Below are 20,929 nucleotides of genomic sequence, written 5' to 3' on the forward strand. Positions count from 1 at the left end.
AGGCGATCAGGGTGCCTTCGGGTAGGGCCGGGGGGTCTTTTTCCACCATATCCCAATCGATCCGAGGGTCTATCGAAGCCGGTGGCATCGAAGGCTAACAAGACGATGAAAGAGGGCCTGTTCGATCCTCGATGGTCGATGCGAGTCGGTGTTCGATGAATCGCAACCCTTCGAAGGCAAGCGGAGGGTTATCGATCCTCGCCGTCTTCGATCGAGCGAAGGCGATCAGGCGTGGCCCGCTTGCGAGGAGAGCTGCGAAGGATCGATGCCGAGCGAGCGGGTCGCCTCGTCCCAACGCCGCTCGAAGGGGGTCTCGAAGACGATTCGCAAATCGGCGGGGCCGGTCAGCCAAGCATTTCGCCGCATTTCGTTTTCCAGCTGCCCCGTATCCCAACCGGCATAGCCAAGGGCCACGATCGCCTTTTGCGGCCCTTCTCCCTTTGCGGTGGCGGACAGGATATCTTTCGAGGTGGCGACCCCGATCCCGCTTTCGAGCGTCAATACCGATTGGAATCCTCCCGCCGGATAATGCAGGACGAAACCCACCTCGCCGCGCACCGGCCCTCCTTGGATCAACGGGATGTGATCGACATCCGCGCTACCTGCTTGGATTCCCACCTGCGATAGAAGATCGGTGAAAGGCATATCGATGGGGCGATTGATGACGATCCCCATCGCTCCCTCCTCGCCATGGGCGCAGATCAGCGTCACCGTGCGCTCGAATCCGGGATCGCTCATCCCCGGCATCGCGATCAGGAACTGGTCGGTCAGATTCATAGGAAGGATTATCGCAGCATCCGGGCTTACTAAAAGCAAATCGGTAAAAGCAAGGTCCGTGAAAAACGAGCCATCGATGCGGCATCGATGGCCCGCATCGACGGTCTTCGCCCCTTCGAGGAGGATGGGAGTCCGAGCGAATCGGCAGCCGCCCTTTTCGATTTTCCGATAAAGAGCCGCCGCCGGATCGGGCCGATTTTTCGGATCGGGGTTTTTATAAATGAGAATCATTTGCATTTGATCGAAAAATGGATTACTAATTGCCCGGCTCCGGTTCATGGTGATTTTCATCGACACGAAAAGGGATGAAGGGGATTCATCGATGCGCTATGCGCTCGCTCTTTGCTTGACGACATCGCTGTTCATGCAGCCGTTCACGCAGGCCTTCGCCTCGGGGGAGGTCAATCTCTATTCCTACCGGCAGCCCTTCCTGATCGAGCCGATGCTCGAATCGTTCACGCAAAAGACCGGTATCGAGGTCAATATCTCCTTCGTCGACAAGGGGATGGCGGAGAAGATTCGGGCAGCGGGAAACAACAACCCTGCAGATGCGGTGCTGACGGTGGATATCGGTCGTTTGGATGCGCTACGCAAGGCCGGATTGTTGGAGCCGGTGCAATCATCGATCCTCGAAGATGCGATTCCTTCTCATCTGCGTCATCCCGAGGGGCTTTGGTTCGCGCTTAGCACCCGGGCTCGCATCGCCCTCGTATCGCGCGATCGGTGGCTTCCCGGTCCCTTGAAAACCCTTGCCGATCTCGCCGATCCCGCTCATCGAGGGAAGATCTGCACTCGCTCGGGCAAGCATCCTTATAACGTCGCCCTCATCGCCTCGATCATCGCCCATGAGGGAGAGGAGGCGGCAGAAAGGTGGCTGGCGGGCGTGCGCGACAACCTCGCTCGCAAACCCCAAGGCAACGACCGCGCGCAAGCGAAGGGCGTCTACGAAGGGGTCTGCGATATCGCCATCTCCAACCACTATTACATGGGCAAGATGGCCACCAACGAGGAAAAACCGGAACAAAAGCGATGGGCGCAAGCGGTGGAAGTGCGCTTTTTCGATGTGGACGATCGCGGAAACCACGTCAACATCTCCGGAGCGGCGTTGCTCAAAGGCGCCAAAAATCGGGATGAAGCGATCGCCTTGATCGAGTTCCTCGCCGGGGACGAGGCCCAAAGCCAATACGGCACCGTCAACTTCGAATACCCGGTCAAGGAGGGGATCGCAACGCATCCTCTGGTCGAGTCCTGGGGGAGGTTCAAAGCGGATTCTCTTCCGCTGGCCGAGATCGCCCGCCATCGGGAGACGGCCACCCGATTGGTCGACAAGACCCGTTTCGATAGCGGCCCGTCCCGATAGGGATAAAGGATCCGATGATCGCCCGATCGTTCGATCGTTTTCCATAATTGTTTTCCATGCCGCGTCGAATGCGCCCGGATCTTTGGGTTCTGATCGCCTTGCTGATCGGAGCGCTGATCGCCATTCCTTTGGGCTCCATCCTCTTCGTCGGCTTCGGCCCGAGTTCGCAGCCGGACTCGGGTATCTGGGCGCATTTGGTCTCGACCGTCCTTTGGGACTACCTATCGAATACGCTCTTGTTGATGGTCGGGGTGGGGATAGGGACCGTTCTTTTGGGGGCATCGACGGCGTGGTTGGTGACGATGTACCGCTTTCCGGGGCGCTCCATCCTCTCGTGGGCTCTGTTGCTGCCCTTGGCGGTGCCCGGCTATATCCTCGCCTTCGTGATCACCGACCAGCTCGAATATGCCGGCACCGTGCAAAGCGCGCTGCGCGCCTGGTTCGGTTGGAGCTCGGCCAGGGACTATTACTTCCCCGAGATCCGCTCCTTGGGCGGGGCGGCGATCGTGCTTTCCCTCGTTCTTTACCCCTATGTCTATCTCTTGGCGCGAGCCTCTTTCATCGAGCAGGGGACGGCCTTGTTCGAAGCGGGTCGTTGTTTGGGCAAAGGAGCCCTATCCGCTTTTTTGACCGTCGCCTTGCCGCTGGCCCGTCCGGCGATCGTGGTCGGAGCGAGTCTGGCCTTGATGGAGACGCTCAACGAGTACGGCACGATCGATTTCTTCGCGGTGCCGACGCTGGCCGCGGGGATCTTCGATGTATGGCTCAATATGGATAGGGTGAGGGGAGCGGCGCAGCTGGCCTCGATGTTGGCGGCATTCGCCTTGTGCCTGGTCGCTTTGGAGCGGATCAGTCGTAAAGGCCGGCGCTTTCACGATACCACCCGCCGCGGCCGTCCGCCGCTGACGCCCACCTCGTTGACCGGGCCTTCGAAGATCGTCGCATCGATATGGTGCGCCTTGCCGGTGCTCCTCGGTTTCGTATTGCCCGCGCTGGTGCTCGCTCGTTATGCCATCGAGTTCTATGCCAAGACTCTGGATGCCGACTATCTCGATTTTGTGATCAATAGCGTGTTCCTGGCGGCATGGGCCGCTTTGCTGACGACGGCGATCGGGGTTGCGCTCGCCTACGGGGTGCGTTTGTCATCGAGTCGCCCGGTCAAATCCTTGGCGGAGTTCGCCACCATCGGCTATGCGATCCCCGGAGCGGTGTTGGCGGTGGGGATCGTCGCCCCCTTGGGTCATATCGATCGCGCCCTCGATTTCATCGCTACGCAGATCTTCGGGATGTCATCGGTCGGGCTGCTCCTTAGCGGCACGGTGGTGTCGCTGATCGTCGGGTATACGGTTCGGTTCATGGCCTTGGGCTATCGCACCATGGATGCCGGTCTTGCCCGCATCACCCCCGCTATCGAGGGGGCGGCGCGCACCTTGGGCGCAAGTCCCTCTCGCTCCTTTGCCGAGGTCCACTTCCCGCTCCTGCGGCCGAGCGTTTCGACCGCGGCTCTGCTCGTTTTCGTCGATACCATGAAGGAGCTCCCGCTGACCCTGATTCTGCGCCCTTTCAACTACGAAACCTTGGCGACTTTCGTCTATCGCTATGCCTCGGACGAGTTGTTGGAGGAATGCGCTTTGGGGGCATTGACCATCGTCGCCGCCGGGATCGTTCCGGTCATTTTGATGAGTCGGGCGGTGGCATCGATGCGCAATATCCGACGATAGGGCATCGCTCTTCGAGCCGGTAGCGGATATCTCCAAGCCTTGGACGGATTTGATCGGCGCATCTGAGAAAACGATGTGATTGAATGAAATGTAGCAATAGGATATAAAATGAAGTCTTGCGAGGGTGAAGATCGTCGATGATCGGCGGCATGAAAATGCCGCAGGACTTGATGATGACAATGCGGCAAGCCGCTCGATCCGAGCAAGACGAGCCTCGGGAAACGAGGCGAATGAACAGCGGGTGTAATCCAAAGGCTTCGACGATATCGAAGCGGTTATGGCAATCCAAAGCGGAGTTAATCAATGAATATTTTCAACGACGAATCAACGACGAATCAACGACGAATCAACGACGGACGATGGGAATCGACGGCGTTCGCTCGATGGTTCGGGGGTCTTTTCGATTCGACAAGAGGCGGTTTTGCCTTGGCCTTTGCCGGATCGGTGCTTTCGATGACGAGCGCCGCTTTCGCCCTCGATTTTCCGCCTTCGACCACCGCCTCGGGAGGGCCGGTAGGACCGGGGTTCGTCATGGGAGCCCAAGTCTTGGAGCGAGGCGATAGCACCTTGCGCTTTTATTGCAACGAACATGCGACAAGTTGCACCATCTCCATGGAATGCGCCACCTACGATGGTGAGAATCAATTCGAAGGCACCTTTGCGCCGATGCCCGCCAGACAAGGTCGCACCGTCGAGATCGAGGAGTTGATGGAAGTGATCTCGTGGGATAGGACCGCAGGTATCACCTGCCGGGTCTATAGCCGGCAAGACGCAACGGTGCAGCAGCTCGAACGCACCTCCGACGGGCGGTTGTCGCTTATTTCGGGGTGGAGCGAAAGCGAGGAACGAGGCATCCTCGACATCAGCGGCGTTCAAACCGGGCACTATCAATCGGCGGTGATTCATTCCATCAAATCCCCGGCGATGACCTCGCCGACCGAATTCACCCGAGTGACCATCTTTTGCAAAGCCCCCGAAGGCGAGGATTGCGGATGCAGCCCCACCACCGACCCCTCTTGCGAGGTCGAAGACCAAGTTTGGGTGAGTTGCAGCGATGATGACGGTGCCGTGCACGAAGTTCCGATCGGGATGCTCCCGCGTCATTCCAGAGCCTTCCTGGACGAAGTGGTCATCGCCTCGATCATCGATCATCGTTGGGAGGGAAGAGGGCTCTCCTGCGAGGTTCGCTCCGATCAACCGATCAATCTGGGGATGAGCGATGTCATCGACGGGGCGACCTTTGCCAATCAAAGCGCAGTCTCGCCCAAAATGCCCGCCGACGATACCCCTTCTTCGGTCGATCCCGCCACCGACCCCTTCTCGTTGCCGATCCGGGCTTATGCCTACGCCATCTCTTCTTCGGAATCGCGCGATCAGGCCAGTTTGCTGATGTATTGCAACGACGATCACCACCATTGCCCGGCGTGGCTCGAATGCACCACGCAGTCGGGGGAGGTATTGGGAGATCGGGCGGCTTCGGCGACCGGCGATTCACAGCGAAACGATCGATTCTATCGCCGAGCCCATCTCGAGATTCCGCCTCGAGGGGTGCGCAGAATGAGCGCAGCGGAGATCGAGGAGAGAATTACCAAGACTTCATGGGCGGGGATGGGGCGATTGACCTGCGCCATTCGAAGCGACAAGGATATCCGGGCGCAGGTGTGGATGCGCTCGGGCGACAATCCGCAGGTCAACAACACCGCTTATATCCGCAGCGAAGAGATGGAAGGCATTGGCGACGATATGGGTGTATCGACCCATGTAGCCCGAGTGCATTCGGTTCCGGCTCCGAGCGCCATCGATGTATCGAATATCCGCATCCACTGCACGGCGGCGACGGGCCAACGATGCGGGGGATCGGGGGATCGGCTGCGCATCCGTTGCAGCGAGGATGACGGTACCATGCGCGAAGGCACCCTCGATCCCATCGCTGCCGGAAGCATCCGCCATATCAACAGCGTGGAACTTGCCGAGATCATCGGCAGTCGCTGGGAGGGAATCGGGCTTGCCTGCGAGGTGCTATCGGACCAGCCCTTCAATGTGCAGATCTTGACCCGCACCGGCGACGAAGGCCTGTTGCTCGATGGCGGCCGGTCGGTCCGAGCCGCTGCCCCCTCGAGGTAGCGAAATCGGATACGAAGGAGCGAACAGCGGCGCTTCGAGACCGGCCTCGAAGCGCCGCTTTGCCTATCGATCGTCATCGATGGGGGCTGATCGACAGGAGCGAAACATCGATCCATGATGCCTTTTAGCCCGATGCTTGGCGTACCCGGCGCTTTTTCGACCCCGATCAAGATAGACGATGCCAAGACTCGAGATCGACTCCCTCTCCCATCGCTTCGAACAGACCCTTGCCCTCGACGATTTGAGCCTCGAGGTGGCTGCCTGCGAGATCGTCTGTCTGCTCGGTCCATCGGGTTGCGGCAAGACCACCTTGTTGCGGTTGATCGCCGGGCTCGAGCGCTTGCAGGTCGGAAGCATCGCCATCGGCGGGGAATCGGTCGCCCGAGGCGGCAGCGATCCGCAGTGGCCTCCGGAGCGGCGCAATACCGGCTTGATGTTTCAGGACTACGCCCTTTTCCCCCATCTCACGGTGGAAGGAAATATCGCTTTCGGTCTCAAAGGTGTCGATCGCCGAAAAGAGAGGGAATGGATCGAGGGGGCGCTGGGCGAGCTGCAACTCTCGCACCTTCGCTCGCGCTGGCCGCATACCCTCTCCGGCGGGCAACAGCAGCGCATCGCCTTGTTGCGAGCCTTGGCTCCCAAGCCGCAGGTCATGCTCCTCGACGAGCCCTTCTCCGGCCTCGACGGTCATCTAAGGCAACGGGTGCGAGAGGAAACGCGCGCGATTTTGAAAGGATGCGATGCCGCCACCTTGATGGTGACTCATGACCCCGAGGAGGCGATGTTCCTCGCCGATCGCATCGTGGTCCTCCATCGAGGAAGGGTGATGCAAGACGCCGCCCCTGCCGATATCTACACCGCTCCGTCGAATCCCTTCACCGCCAGACTCTTCGGAACCGTCAACGAACTCGAAGGCGAGGTGCAAGGAGGAAGAGCGATCACCGCCCTCGGATCCCTCTTCGCGCCGAAGATGCAAGATGGCCAAAGGGTTCTGTGCTTGGTGCGGGCCGAGGCGATCGAAATCGCCGAGGACGCTGCCGATGCCGAGGGATTCGTGTTCGCAAAAGTGGAATCGGCGCGCTTTTTGGGCACCGCAACCCATATTTCGTTGCGCTTGCAGCCTAAGTCTGCGCAAAGCTCGGCGCCTTGCTCGGATTCGAAGGGTCTTCGTATCGAATCCCGCTTGCCCGGCTTGATTTCGCTGCCTGCGGGCAAGGCGGTCGGGGTTCGCGTATCCGGCGATCGTGCCTTTGTCTTCGCTGCCGATGATTGGGACAAGGCGGACCTCGGGGTATCGACGAAGAGGTGAGGATCGCCGATCCGTAAGAGCGATCGTCGCCGATGATCGCATCGATACCAGGGTGTCGGCGAGATTGCCCTCGATAGAGGGCGATTCGTCGAAAAAAGACTCGATATCGAAGGGCTTTGCATCGCTTCGAGGAAATTGTTTATAACGAGAGGTCGAGTTATGTCTAAAATACCCCGATCACCGAAGATCCGAAGGGTCAAGGGCGTTGTGAGTCGGGCCGAATGCCGAAATAATGAATAATGGCGATGGCCGCCTTCATACCGAAATCGATATTGACCGAGCAGCCGTGACAAGGAGCGTTTTTGATCATGAATCCGTCGACGATGGATAGCACCGGTTCGAACCCTCGCCCTCAGCCGGTGCCCTTCGATGGCTCGCCCGGTACCGAAAGACCGTCTCGCTTGGCTTTCTTGCTGACATCGGCGCTCGCCTTGGCTGTCATGCTCGCCGCCGGCCCCGGCCCGGCAAGCGCACAGACCCCGTTGGTGTTGGATAACTGCCTTGTCAAGACTGGCGACAAGGCGACATCGATTGTTTATACCAATAACTGCAACGAAACTATCAGTGTCACGGGGGCGCTCCAAACCAGCGGATCATGCGACGAGTTGAGTGGTGCCGAAATCAGTGCAACTCCTGGCAGCAATACCGTAACCTACGCAAGCGACCAACTTCCCGGAAGGGTTTGCTTCGAATATAAAAGTGCCATGTCGCAATATCGATCGGGCTTTCGAAACTGCGCATCCATCACCTCCCCCGATCTTTCCGGATGCGGCCAAGGAGACGATCTCGTGGTCGCCAAACCGGCCGAGATCCCCGATGGCACCATTCACTCATCACCGGGCAACTCTCGGATCGCCGAAGGCTCGAACTCACACGTCCAAGCTGTCTGGCTGACGGCGGCTGTGCCCCCTGTATCAAATATCGTTCTCAATATAACAAGCGATAACCAAGATGTGACTGTCAATCATTCTTCGCGGACCTTTACCGGCATCCGCGTCGGCAACACCAGCACCAACATTGATTCCATTACCGTCACCGCCGAACAAGACACTGACGGCACGGACGATACCGCCATTATCACCTACACCCCCACCGCCGCCAGCGGCCTTCTCCTCGATAACAAGACCGTAAGGATCACCGTGACCGATGATGACGGTTCCATCGATGTCAGCACTCCGGCGGTCAATCTTACCGAGGGCGGCACCACCGGCACCTTCACCGTCACCTTGGGCGCCCCTCCGGCTTCGAACGCCACGATATCGGTTGCGAGCGGGGATACGGATGCGGTCACGGTCTTGCCGGCCACGCTGACCTTTACTGATGATAACTACGATACGGCGCAGATGATAACCGTCACCCCGGTAGAGGATAGCGACGGCACCAACGAGTCCGTCACCATCACCCTCGCCGTCACCGGCACCGGCTACACAGCATCGAATGCGACGAAAACGATCACCGTGACCGATGACGACGGTGAGATCGAGATCAGCAGCGGGGCGGTCACCGTCGTCGAAAGCGGCAGCACCGGCACCTTCACCGTCAAATTGGGCACCCCGCCGTCATCGACCGCCGTGCTATCGGTTGCGGGCGATTCGAAAGCCACGGTCTCGCCGTCAACGCTGACCTTTACTGCTGCCAACTACGCTACGGCGCAGGAGGTGACCGTCACCGCCGCCCAAGACACCGACGGTACGGATAGCACCGCCACCATCACCGTTTCCACCTCCAGCGGCTATACGGCATCGGATGAAACGAAAACGGTTTCCGTGACCGACGATGACGGTGCCATCGAGATCAGCAGCGGAGCGGTCACCGCCATCGAAGACGGCACCGCGGGCACCTTCACCGTCACCCTCGCCGCTCCACCGGCTTCGAGCGCCACATTGTCGGTGACGAGCATGGATACCAACATAGCCACGATTTCGCCGGCAACGCTGACCTTTACTACCTCGAACTACGATACGGCGCAAACGGTGACCGTCACCGGAATCCATGATAACGACGGTACGGACGATTCCACCACCATCACCCTCGCCGTCTCCGGCAGCGGCTACACCGCTTCGGATGCAACGAAAACCATCACCGTGACCGACGATGACGGCGAGATCGAAGTCAGTACCCCGGCGGTCACCATCAACGAAAGCGGCGGCGGCACCGGCACGTTCACCGTCAAATTGGGCACCCCGCCGTCATCGACCGCCGTGCTATCGCTTGCGGGCGATTCGAAGGCCACGGTCTCGCCGGCAACGCTGACCTTTACTGCTGCCAACTACGATACGGCGCAAACGGTGACCGTCACCGCCGCCCAAGACAACGACGGCACGGATAGCACCGCCACCATCACCGTATCCACTTCCAGCGGCTACGAGGCTTCGGATGCAACGAAAACGGTTTCCATCACCGACGATGACGGTGAGATCGAGATCAGCAGCGGAGCGGTCACCGCCATCGAAAACGGCACCGACGGCACCTTCACTGTCACCCTCGCCGCTCCACCGGCTTCGAGCGCCACATTGTCGGTGACGAGCATGGACACCACCATAGCCACGATTTCGCCGGCAACGCTGACCTTTACTTCTACTAACTACGATATGGCGCAAACGGTGACCGTCACCGGGACCGGTGATGACGACGGTACGGATGATTCCACCACCATCACCCTCGCCGTCTCCGGCAGCGGCTACACCGCATCGGATGCAACGAAAACGATCGCCGTGAGCGATGACGACGGCTCCATCGATATCAGCAGTGCGGCGGTCAATCTCACCGAGGGCGGTAGCGCCGGCACCTTCAACGTCAAACTCGGGGCCGCTCCGGCATCGAGCGTCACCTTGTCGGTTGCGAGCGGTGATACGGGAGCGGTCACGGTTTTGCCGCCTACGCTGACCTTTACCGATTCGAACTACTCTACGGATCAAATGGTGACCGTCACCCCGGTGGACGATAACGACGGCACCACCGAGTCCGTCGATATCACCTTTGCCGTCTCCGACAGCGACGACTACACCGCATCGGATGCAACGAAAGCGATCACCGTGACCGACGATGACGGTGAGATCGAAGTCAGTAGCCCGGCGGTCACCATCAATGAAAGCGGCGGCGGCACCGGCACCTTCACCGTTACCTTGGCCGCCCCGCCGTCTTCGAGTGCCGTTCTATCGGTTGCGGGCGATTCGAAGGCCACGGTCTCGCCGGCAACGCTGACCTTCACTGCTGCCAACTACGATACGGCGCAAACGGTGACCGTCACCGCCGCCCAAGACATCGACGGCACCGATAGCATCGCCACCATCACCATCTCTTCCCCCGGGGACTACGAGGCAACGAATGCGACGAAAGCGATCACCGTGATCGACGACGACGGTGTCATCGAGATCAGCAGCCCGGCGGTCACCGCCATCGAAAGCGGCACCGACGGCACCTTCACCGTCACCCTCGCCGCCCCGCCGGCTTCGAGCGCCACGCTATCGGTTGCGAGCACCCCGGAAGCCACGGTCTCACCCGCCACGCTGACCTTCACTTCCTCGAACTACAATACGGCGCAGACGGTGACCGTGACCGCAGCCCAGGACATTGACGGCACGGATGATTCCGCCACCGCCACCCTTTCCGTCACCGGCGGTTATACGGCTTCGGATGCAACGAAAGCGATCTCGGTGATCGACGATGACGGGGTCATCTTGCTCGAATCCAAGGCGGTCGCCCTCACCGAGGGTGGCAGCGCCGACAGCTTCACCGTCACCCTCGCGGCCCCCCCGACGCAAAGCGCCACTCTATCGGTTGTGAGCGGCGACACGCTCTCGGTCACGGTTAGCCCGGCAACGCTGACCTTCACCGCTTCGAACTACGCCACGCCGCAGACGGTGACGGTCTATCCGGCGGACGATAACGACGATCGAGATGAATCCGCCGATATCACCTTTGCGGTGACCGCAGGCTATACCGCCTCGGATGCAACGAAAACGATCACCGTCAACGATGACGACGGCGCCATCGAGCTCGGCAACGAGGTGGTCGATATCACCGAGGGCGGCGATACCGGCACCTTCACCGTCACCCTCACCGAGCCCCCGATTTCGAGTGCCACCTTGTTGGTGATCAGCGGCGATACGGGGGTGGCCACGGTTTCTCCGTCGACGCTGACCTTCTCGCCTTCGAACTACGCCACGCCGCAGACGGTGACCGTGAGGGCGGTGCACGACGAGGACGGCAGCGACGATAGCGCCACCATCACCCTTGCCGCCACCGCCGGCTACTTGGCGTTGAACGTAACGAAGACGATCACCGTGAGGGACGATGACGGGAGCATCGAGATCAGCGACGACGAGGTCGAGTTGATCGAAGGAGGCATCACCGGTGCCTTCACCGTCACCCTCGCTGCGCCCCCGACGTCGAGCGCCACCTTCTCGGTGGTGAGCGGCGATATCGGTGCGGTGACGGTCTCCCCCGGCACCTTGACCTTCACCTCCTCGAACTACGCCACGCCGCAAAGGGTGATCCTGACCCCCTTGTACGATACCGACCGAAGCGACGAGAGCGTCGCCATCACCGTGGCCGCCACCGCCGGCTACCGCGCCTCGGATGCGACCAAGGATGTCGCGGTGAAGGACGACGACGGCAAGATCGTGGTGAGCGGCACGAATATTTCGATCATCGAGGGCGGCAGCGTCGGCAGCCTCACCGTCAAACTCGTATCCGCTCCGGCTTCGAACGCCACCGTCGAGGTGGAAAGCGGCGATACGGGGGCGGTCACGGTTTCGCCGGCCACCTTGACCTTCACCCCCTCGAACTATGCTACGGCGCAGATGGTCATCTTGACGGCGGTCGAGGATGCCGACGGCACCGACGAGTCGGTGGCCGTCCAGCTGACATCCTCCGATGCATACCCGGCATCGGGTCTATCGGCGACGGTCGAGGTGATCGACGACGATGGGAGGATCGATATCAGCGCCGGAGCGGTCGACATCGTCGAGGATGGAGACTCCGGTACCTTCACCGTCAAACTCGCCGCTCCCCCGGCTTCGAGCGCCGTCTTGTCGGTTTCGAGCGCCAAGCCGGCGGCGCTGACGGCTAGCCCGCAAACGCTGACCTTCACCCCCTTGAACTACGCTACGGCGCAGACGATCACCGTGACTCCGGTGGAAGATGCCGATGCCGACGATGAGAGCGTTGCCATCACCGTGGCGGTGACCGAAGGCTATACCGCCTCGGATGCGATGAAGACCATCGCCGTCGAAGATGACGAGGTGGCGGGAAATATCGTCCTCGATGCACCTTCGACCTTGAATATCGACGAGGGCGGCACGGGGGTCATCGAAGTCAGCATCGATACCGCGCCCAAAAGAGACGTCACGATCGTTTTTTCGAATACCAACGAGGATATAAGGTTCTCCCCGACATCGCTTTCATTCGATTCATCCAACTACAATCAAGCGCGCAGCGTCCTCGTCATCGCCGATCCCGATCATGACGATGCCAACGAGACCGATACCATCACCGTGAGCGCCGAAAGCGGCCTCGTCGCGGCGAGCGTGACCCGGGCGGTTTCCATCACCGACGGGCTTTCGGGAGGCTCGATCATCACAAGCCCGGAGCGAAGGCTTCTCGTCGACGAAGGCGGGTCGGTGACGCTCTTGGTCACCTTGGGTTCTCGGCCGGATGCCGATACCACGGTATCGCTGTCGAATCCCGGTGAGGGCTTGATGCTTTCCCCGTCTTCGTTGGATTTCGAACCGGCGCATTGGAATCGGCCGCAGACCGTCATCGTCGGCGCCGTCGAGGACGAGGATGTCTCCGGCGAGAACGAGGTCATCGTCCTGAGCGCCGAGGATTTTTCCGGAACAAGTGTGATCGTCGAGGTCAAGGACACGACCGAGCCCTTGCCGATGAGGGCTCGAAGCCTCGCCCTGCCCCCTTCTTCGGTGGCGGACGATGCGATCTTGAGGGTGCGCTGCAAACAACAGACCCCTTGCCTTGTCTTCCTCGACTGCAACGCGCAGGAGGACGGCTCGCACTTCGAGGGTTGGATCCGCGGTCCGATCCCCGCTTATGGCACGCGCACGTTGACGGTGCAAGATATCGAGGACTATACCGGCGGGGGTTCATGGTCCGGCAAGGGCCGTTTGGGTTGTGCCCTTCGAAGCGCGGAAAGGATATCCGCCCAAGTGTGGACGCGTTCGGGCGACGGGGTATTGGTCAACAACAGCGCGGCGATCGACAGCGCCCCCGAGTACCGGTGGTATCGGGCGGATATCGAATCGATTCCCTCCCCCGACGGGCCGGAGGAATCGAATTTGCGCATCCGATGCCTCGCCCCCGAAGGCTTCGATTGCACCCGCGCCGGTTTTTCCTGCTTCGACGACGATGGAAGGCGATTCGATGTGGGGTTGGGGGCGATCGAGCGCCTGACCGTCTATCACATGCAAAGCGAAGAGCTGGCGACGCGCATCGGTCATCGGTGGACGGGGCTGGGGCTTACTTGCGAGTTTCGCTCGGATCACCCCTTCACGGTGCAAGTGATGACCCGCACCGGAGGGGGCGGAGCGTTGGTCAATAACAGCGCGACGGGAGAGATGCCTCGATAGGCTAAGCGTTGGCGGGGATCGAGTCTTCGGATCCCCCCGATAGGCGAGCGATCGATTCTTCGATCCATCGATAGGCGAGCGTCGCCGGCGATGACACAAGGCTCGACGAATCCGATATCGCCCGCAAAATCCGGGCGATATCGATCCTTATCAACCCTTATCGACTCTTATCGATTCTTGTCAATCCCCTCCATCGCCCTTCGCATCCTTCTCGCTTCGAAGGATACGAATGCCCAGTTCGCGTAGTTGTCGGGCATTGGCGGGGGCGGGGGCTCCGGTCAGCGGATCCCCGGCGGTTTGGGTCTTGGGGAAGGCGATGACATCGCGGATGGAGGCGGATCCGGTCATCAGCATCGCCAGCCGATCCAGCCCGAAGGCGATTCCGCCGTGCGGGGGGCAGCCGAAACCCAAGGCATCGAGCAGAAAACCGAAGCGCTCTTGCGCCTCCTCGGGGTCGATGCGAAGGACGCGAAAGACGGCCTGCTGAATCTCGCGGCGGTGGATGCGCACCGACCCGCCGCCGATCTCCGAGCCGTTGAGCACCATATCGTAAGAGAGCGATTCGAGCGTCGGATCCGCAGCCTCGATGGTCGCGACATCATCGCTATCGGGGGCGGTGAAGGGATGGTGGGACGCGCTGTGGCGACCCTCGATCGGATCGTATTCGAACATCGGAAAACCCACCACCCACAGGATTCGCCAACCCTCTTCGATGAGATTCGAATCCCGGGCCAACACCGTCCGCAGCGCCCCCAGCGAATCGTTGACGACCTTCGCCCGATCCGCCCCGAAGAAGATCAAATCCCCGTCATCGGCATTGGTTCGTTCCAAAATCCCCTGCACCGCCGTCTCGCTTAGGAATTTGACGATCGGGGATTGCAGGCCCTCGATGCCCTTGGCCTTCTCGTTGACCTTGATCCAAGCCAGCCCCTTGGCCCCGTAGTTCGCAACGAATCGGGTGTATTCGTCGATGGCCGAGCGAGTCAGCCGCCCCCCGCCGGGCAGGCGCAGGGCGGCCACCCGTCCTTGGGGATCGGCGGCGGGCGCGGCAAAGACCTTGAAGCCCGTCTCTTGCACGAGATCCCCGATATCGACCAATTCCAGCGGATTGCGCAGGTCGGGGCGGTCGCTGCCGAAGCGCCGCATGGCCTCCTCCCAGCGCATGCGGGGGAAGGGATCTGGCAGTTCGACCCCGAGCACGCCCTTGAAGACATGGCGTATCAGCGATTCCATCAGATCGGTGATGCCATCGAGATCGAGAAAGGAGGTCTCGATATCCAGCTGGGTGAATTCCGGTTGGCGGTCGGCGCGCAGATCCTCGTCTCGAAAGCAGCGCACGATCTGGTAATAGCGCTCGAAGCCCGCCATCATCAGCAGCTGTTTGAATAACTGGGGCGATTGCGGAAGGGCGAAGAAATTGCCGGGTTGGGTCCGGCTCGGCACCAGATAGTCCCGCGCCCCTTCGGGGGTGGCCTTGGTCAGCATCGGAGTCTCGATATCGAGGAAGTCTCGGGCATCGAGAAATTCCCGCATCGCTCGGGTGATTCGAGATCGCATCTCGATCCGCTCGAACATCTTGCGGCTGCGAAGGTCGATATAGCGATAGCGAAGTCGGGTCTCCTCCCCGACATCGGCATCGTCCGGCAAAAAAGGCGGCGGCAGCGAGGGATTGAGGATTTCAAGGCTCTCCCCCAAAACCTCGATGGTCCCCGTCGGCAGTTCCGGATTCAGCGTTCCCTCGGGCCGGGCGCGCACCCTTCCGGTGGTGCGCAAGACATATTCCGAGCGCACTTGCTCGGCGGTGGCGAAGGCCTCGGCGGTATCGGGATCGTAGACCACCTGCACCAGACCGCTGCGGTCTCGAAGATCGATGAAGATGACTCCGCCATGGTCGCGGCGGCGGTGCACCCAGCCGCAAAGGGTGAGGGTGCTTCCGATCAGTTCTTCGGTGACGGTTGCGCAAAAATGTGATCGCATGGCCTTGGTCTTCAAGTCCTTTGAGGAGGTGAAAATAGAGGGTGAAAAAAGCCGATCGTCGATTTCGAGATATCGAAGGCGGCGGGTCCGCAACTTTCCGAACGATGCTTCGGTCCGCTCGATGGAAAGCCTTGCAACGATCGATCGGGTCATGAACGAGCCATCGCTCCTTAGCGCGCCGCCGATTCGATATCCGGCGGATATTATGCGCCATGAGAAGGATGATCGGGCAGGGGTTGCGAGCGAACTTCCCGGATCGAAGGCATTTCGAGGGCGTTTCGATTCCATCTCGATCGATGAAAAAGAATCGATCCAAGCGCTTTTTCGCCTCTTCGATGCCCCCTTTGTCATCTTCGATTCCGCGATCGATCGCGCTAAAGAACCGTGCCCGCCCGACGCCCTCGCCCTATTTCCGATCATCGCCTCGGCGAGATGCGGTTTATAATGAACGGCGATACCGTCGCTCGCTTTCGATATCTTGTGATATCGACGCCGACCGCTATACGCAAATCCTCAGGCGCAGGGCTCCGATTCGAAAGCCCGGCCGAGGGAAATTTCGTATATGCCCCGCCCTTGCGCCGGCGGAAGACGGGGTTTCGCGTATCCGAGTGTTCCGATGACGGATACCCCAAACGATGGCGGTCTTCGTGAAACAGCCAGTACAACGAGCAGCCGTGACCCTTTAAGGAGTGCCGACGATGATAAGAAGGATGCTGACGATTGATCGCGCCGCCTCGAATGCAAAGCCGGCACTTCTTCTTTGGCCCGAGAGGATTGCCGCTTCGCTTGCGCTCGTCGGCTCGCTGCTGATGCTCGCCGCCTTTCCCGGTCCGGCGATGGGGCAGCAAGGCCCCGATGTTCAGAAGGCATCGATCATCGTTTCTCCATCGGGCGTCCTTTCGCTAAGGGAAGGAGGAGACGAAAAGCCGTTCTCCATCAGACTCGATAAGCAACCGAGCGCGGATGTAACCATCACCTTGACGAAGACGACTGCGCTGTTGACGCTCGACAAGACCACCTTGACCTTCACCACCGAAAACTATTCCACGCCCCAAATCGTGAGGGCATCCGCCGGGTACGATGACGATGCGATCGTCAATACCGATACCATCACCCTATCCGCCACCGGCGGCACCGATGCTCCGAATGTGACCAAGCAGGTCACGATCAACGAACCCCGATCGATTCCGGTCAGCGAGATCGTCCTGACGCTTCCTACCACTCCTAACACAGACTTCTCCGACTTCGACGAGGGCGAATCCAAGGATATCAAAATCAAGCTCGGTAAGCAGCCCAGTTCGACCGTCACCCTATCCCTATCGAAAACCAACGACGATATCACCCTTTCCGGCAGTACCCTATCCAGCGGCACCCTCACCTTCAACACCTCGAATTGGGGGACGGATCAAACCGTCACCATCACGGCGGCCGAAGATGCCGACGCCACCGACGATAGCGGCTCCATCACCCTATCCGTCTCCGGCGGCATCGTCGCCTTGGATGTGGTGAGATCGATCGAGATTGCCGACGACGACGGCGGCATCGTGCTTTCCAATGATGCCATCGAGCTGAAAGAGGGCCATGTCGACGATCGAGAGGGCACCTTCACCGTCAAACTCGCCGCCCCGCCGGCATCGAGGGCGGTTTTGTCGGTGACGATCGAAGCCGTCCCCTCAACCGAAGATCTGGCCTTCTCGGTCTCCCCGGCAACGCTGACTTTCACGCCGGATGACTACGACGAGGAGCAAGAGGTAACCGTCACCGCGCTCGACGATGAGGATGCCGACCATGACACGGCCACCGTCACCCTATCCGTCAGCGAAGGCATCACCGCCGTCGATGTGACGAAATCGGTCGAAGTGAGCGATGACGACAGAAAGATGGTCGTCGGCCTCGATCCGATCGAGATCCGTGAGGGCGCCACCGCCACCTTCAACGTCACACTCAGCGGCCCCCCGATTTCGAGCGACACCGTTTCGGTATCGAGCGGGGATACCGGAGCGTTCACGGTCTCGCCGGCGACGCTGACCTTCACTTCCTCGAACTACGATACGGCGCAAGAGGTGACCGTCACTGCGGTCGGCGATAGCGATGGCTCCGACGAAGAAGCCGACATCACCCTATCCCATAGTCTGACGGGTAGGGATGCGGTGACAAAATCGGTCAAGGTGCTCGATGATGATGCGGAGATTATCGTGAGCCCGGGGTCGGTTACCTTCAACGAGGACACGGACCAAAGCAAATTCGAAGTCAAACTCGGTGCACCCCCGAAGATGGATGGCGCCGGCGATGGCTACGTGTACTTGACGGTAACGAGCGGCGATAGTGCGGCGCTGACGGTCAAGCCGTCGACGCTGGTCTTCTCCACCACGAACTACGATACCCTGCAGACGGTCAAGTTGGACGCGGCAGGGAAGAAGGACGCCGACGGTACCGACAATAATGTCAAGGTCGATATCGCCCTTTCCTACGCCGATGGGGATTATCGCGCCGAGGCCAAGACGGCGAATATCACCATCACCGATGTCGATGGAGAGATCCTCATCGACGAGGATTCCGCATCGATCCTCGAAGAGGGCGGCCCCGACGGTATCGTCCTCGTCTCTTTGAAGGCCGCTCCGACCTCGGATGCCGTTTTATCGGTGGAAAGCAGCGATGTCGGGGCCATCGAGGTCTCCCCCGCAACCCTGACATTCACCCCCGCCAACTACCATCTGACGCAGGCGGTGAGGGTCCGCGCGGTCAACGACAGCGATGCCTCGAGCGAGAGCGCCACCGTGACCGTCTCCCCCACCGACGGTTATACCGCCCCGGACAAGGAACATGGTATCGATGTGATCGATAAAGACGGCATCGTTCTTAGCGCCACCGATATCACTTTGACCGAAGAGGATGATGGCTCTTTTTACGTCTCCCTCGGCGCCGCCCCGGCTTCGAGCGCCACCGTATCGTTCCTAAGCGGCGATACCGGGGCGGTTGTGGTTAACACGGCGTCGCTGACCTTCGACTCGAATAACTACAATGTGCCGCAGCAGGTCACGGTGACTGCGATGGATGACACCGATGCCACGCACGAGAACGTCACCATCACCTTGTCCGTCACCGGCTACACCGCTCCCAATAGGACCATGATGGTTCGGGTCGATGACAATGATAAAGGGATGATCAAATTCGACGGCAACGATATTCTCACAATCACCGAGGGTGATGACAGTGGCGACACCTTCACCGTCGAACTCGGTAGCGATACTATCTTGTCTTCTAATGCCACCTTGTCGCTGACGATCGACGATCCCGAGGATCGCTGCGCCGGCGCCGGCACCACCGATGCCACCGCCTGTCCGATCACGATAACGCCGTCAAGGCTGACCTTCACCAATGCCGATCGCATGGTGCCCCAGACGGTGACCGTCAAGGCGCGTTTCGATGACGACGCCATGGACGAGGAGAATATCTTCATCGTCGTTTCCGCCACCGACGGGATGACGGCCCCTTCCATAAGGAAGAAGGTCAAGGTCGAAGAGGCCGATATTCCCGCCGGCATGATGATAGTGACTCGACTGGTAACTCAGACCGTCGAGGAATCCGACATCAGCAATGTCGAGATCGAAGAAGGCGGTGATGGCGTTGTATTCAAGGTCAAGCTCGATAAACAACCGGCATCGACGGTCACCGTGTCGATCTCGATCTTGGACGATGACAAGGACGAGGACGATGACAATGACAAATACCATGTCTCGATCTCCCCGACAACATTGACCTTCCCCGCCTACGGCTGGAAAGCGAGCGACGGCCATGAATTCATCGTCAACGCAGTGCCGGACGATGACGCCGACGACCACCAAGATGTCGAGATCGAACTCGTCGCCGAGGGCGGTATCAATATCAATCCCGATAAGACGGTCGAGATCGATATCGTCGATCGATTCTCGGGCAATACGCTGATCGTCTATCCGCTCGACACGTTATATATCGACGAGGGCGCAACGCAGACCTTGAGCGTCAGGCTCGGTTTGAGTCCCGCAGAGGACACCGTGATTTCGCTATCGAACGACAACGACGATATCACCCTCTCTGCGAATTCCCTCGTCTTCACCCTCGATAACTGGAGCAAGCCGCAGTTCGTCTCTTTGAGCGCCGCCGTCGACGCCGATGCGCAGCACGACAAAGACACCATCACCATCGGCGCCGAGGGTTTTTCCGAGCAAAGAATCGATGTCTCGGTGAGAGATCATAACGATCCCCTCCCGGTGAGAGCCTACGCCTTGGCGCTTCCCTCGACATCGGTGCAAGACAGTTCGACCGTACGGGTGCATTGCAAGCAGGACACTCCTTGCTTCGTCAAGCTCGATTGCACCGCACAGGATGACGGCTCGTCGTTCGAAGGCCGGGTTCCCCAGGCGATCCCCGCCCATGGTGCGCTGACCCTGACGGCGGCGGATATCGAGCACCATACCGGCGCTTCATGGTCCGGCAAGGGTCGGTTGGGTTGCGCCCTTCGAAGCGAGGAGATGATCAGCGCTCAGGTCTGGACGCGATCCGGAGACGGGGTGCTGGTCAACAACAGCGCGGTGCTCGGCAGCGTTCCCGAGGGTTCGGGATATCGGGTGGATGTCGAATCGATTCCCTCGCCCGACACCCCCGAGGAATCGAATTTGCGCATCCGATGCCTCGCCCCCGATGCGGAGCATTGCGTCGGGATGAGCATCGTTTGTTTCGCCGATGACGGGACGATGTACGACGAGGCATTCATCACCGTCAGGCGTTCGAGCGTTTACCACCTGCAAAGCGAAGATCTGGTCGATCTGATCGGTCATCGATGGGCCGGGATGGGCCTTGCCTGCGAGATCAATTCGGATCACCCCTTCACGGTGCAGGTGCTGACCCGCACCGGTGGCGGCGGGGCGCTGGTCAATAACAGCGCGACCGGAAGAGGCCGGTAAACGACGATCCGATCTGCGCTTTCGATATCGAGGGTGCGAAATCTCTCGCCTTGCGAGCGTAAGTAACGAGCGCCCCCAAGGGATTCACTTGAGGGATTTGCGATGTCGGGTTTTCTAATCCCCGACATCGTCGA

8 protein-coding genes are annotated in these 20,929 nt (G+C 60.0%); 6 read left to right on the forward strand and 2 right to left on the reverse strand.

Annotated features, from left to right (window positions below; all coding sequences use genetic code 11):
• Positions 1-225 precede the first annotated feature (225 nt).
• The gene (locus BF99_RS0114930; protein ID WP_025771572.1) at positions 226-789 is read right to left on the reverse strand and encodes a YqgE/AlgH family protein; all 564 of its coding nucleotides are present in this window, start codon (positions 787-789) and stop codon (positions 226-228) included.
• Positions 790-1,099: 310 nt separating this feature from the next.
• Between BF99_RS0114930 and BF99_RS0114935 the strand changes: the two genes are divergently transcribed.
• From BF99_RS0114935 to BF99_RS21115, 5 genes are all read left to right on the forward strand, one after another.
• The gene (locus BF99_RS0114935; RefSeq protein WP_025771573.1) at positions 1,100-2,137 is read left to right on the forward strand and encodes an extracellular solute-binding protein; all 1,038 of its coding nucleotides are present in this window, start codon (positions 1,100-1,102) and stop codon (positions 2,135-2,137) included.
• Between the two features lie 56 nt (positions 2,138-2,193).
• Positions 2,194-3,858 carry an ABC transporter permease gene (locus tag BF99_RS0114940; protein ID WP_051482941.1) on the forward strand — a complete coding sequence of 555 codons (1,665 nt, stop codon included), beginning with the start codon at positions 2,194-2,196 and terminating at the stop codon, positions 3,856-3,858.
• A 303-nt stretch (positions 3,859-4,161) separates the two neighbouring features.
• On the forward strand, positions 4,162-5,982 hold the full coding sequence (locus tag BF99_RS0114945) for a hypothetical protein (RefSeq protein ID WP_025771575.1): 1,821 nt from the start codon (positions 4,162-4,164) through the stop codon (positions 5,980-5,982).
• Between the two features lie 178 nt (positions 5,983-6,160).
• Entirely contained in the window at positions 6,161-7,291 is a 1,131-nt protein-coding gene (locus BF99_RS0114950; protein WP_025771577.1) for an ABC transporter ATP-binding protein, read from the forward strand.
• A 308-nt stretch (positions 7,292-7,599) separates the two neighbouring features.
• The gene (locus BF99_RS21115; RefSeq protein ID WP_156013354.1) at positions 7,600-13,875 is read left to right on the forward strand and encodes a beta strand repeat-containing protein; all 6,276 of its coding nucleotides are present in this window, start codon (positions 7,600-7,602) and stop codon (positions 13,873-13,875) included.
• 180 nt (positions 13,876-14,055) lie between these two features.
• Here the strand turns inward: BF99_RS21115 and aspS are convergent, their stop codons facing one another.
• Positions 14,056-15,852, reverse strand: a complete 1,797-nt coding sequence (aspS, locus tag BF99_RS0114975) for an aspartate--tRNA ligase (protein ID WP_025771580.1) — start codon at positions 15,850-15,852, stop codon at positions 14,056-14,058.
• Between the two features lie 710 nt (positions 15,853-16,562).
• On the opposite strand from aspS, the gene BF99_RS0114990 reads away from it, so the two are divergent.
• Positions 16,563-20,795, forward strand: a complete 4,233-nt coding sequence (locus tag BF99_RS0114990) for a hypothetical protein (RefSeq protein WP_025771584.1) — start codon at positions 16,563-16,565, stop codon at positions 20,793-20,795.
• Positions 20,796-20,929 lie beyond the last annotated feature (134 nt).

It is taken from the genome of Thioalkalivibrio sp. HK1 (assembly GCA_000583135.1).
Classification (GTDB): domain Bacteria; phylum Pseudomonadota; class Gammaproteobacteria; order HK1; family HK1; genus HK1.

What these genes read in the sequence shown, in the direction of transcription:
- aspS (WP_025771580.1), bottom strand. Translation starts at nt 15,852, where the DNA reads ATGCGATCACATTTTTGCGCAACCGTCACCGAAGAACTGATCGGAAGC.
- BF99_RS0114935 (WP_025771573.1), top strand. Translation starts at nt 1,100, where the DNA reads ATGCGCTATGCGCTCGCTCTTTGCTTGACGACATCGCTGTTCATGCAG.
- BF99_RS0114940 (WP_051482941.1), top strand. Translation starts at nt 2,194, where the DNA reads ATGCCGCGTCGAATGCGCCCGGATCTTTGGGTTCTGATCGCCTTGCTG.
- BF99_RS21115 (WP_156013354.1), top strand. Translation starts at nt 7,600, where the DNA reads ATGAATCCGTCGACGATGGATAGCACCGGTTCGAACCCTCGCCCTCAG.
- BF99_RS0114945 (WP_025771575.1), top strand. Translation starts at nt 4,162, where the DNA reads ATGAATATTTTCAACGACGAATCAACGACGAATCAACGACGAATCAAC.
- BF99_RS0114990 (WP_025771584.1), top strand. Translation starts at nt 16,563, where the DNA reads ATGCTGACGATTGATCGCGCCGCCTCGAATGCAAAGCCGGCACTTCTT.
- BF99_RS0114950 (WP_025771577.1), top strand. Translation starts at nt 6,161, where the DNA reads ATGCCAAGACTCGAGATCGACTCCCTCTCCCATCGCTTCGAACAGACC.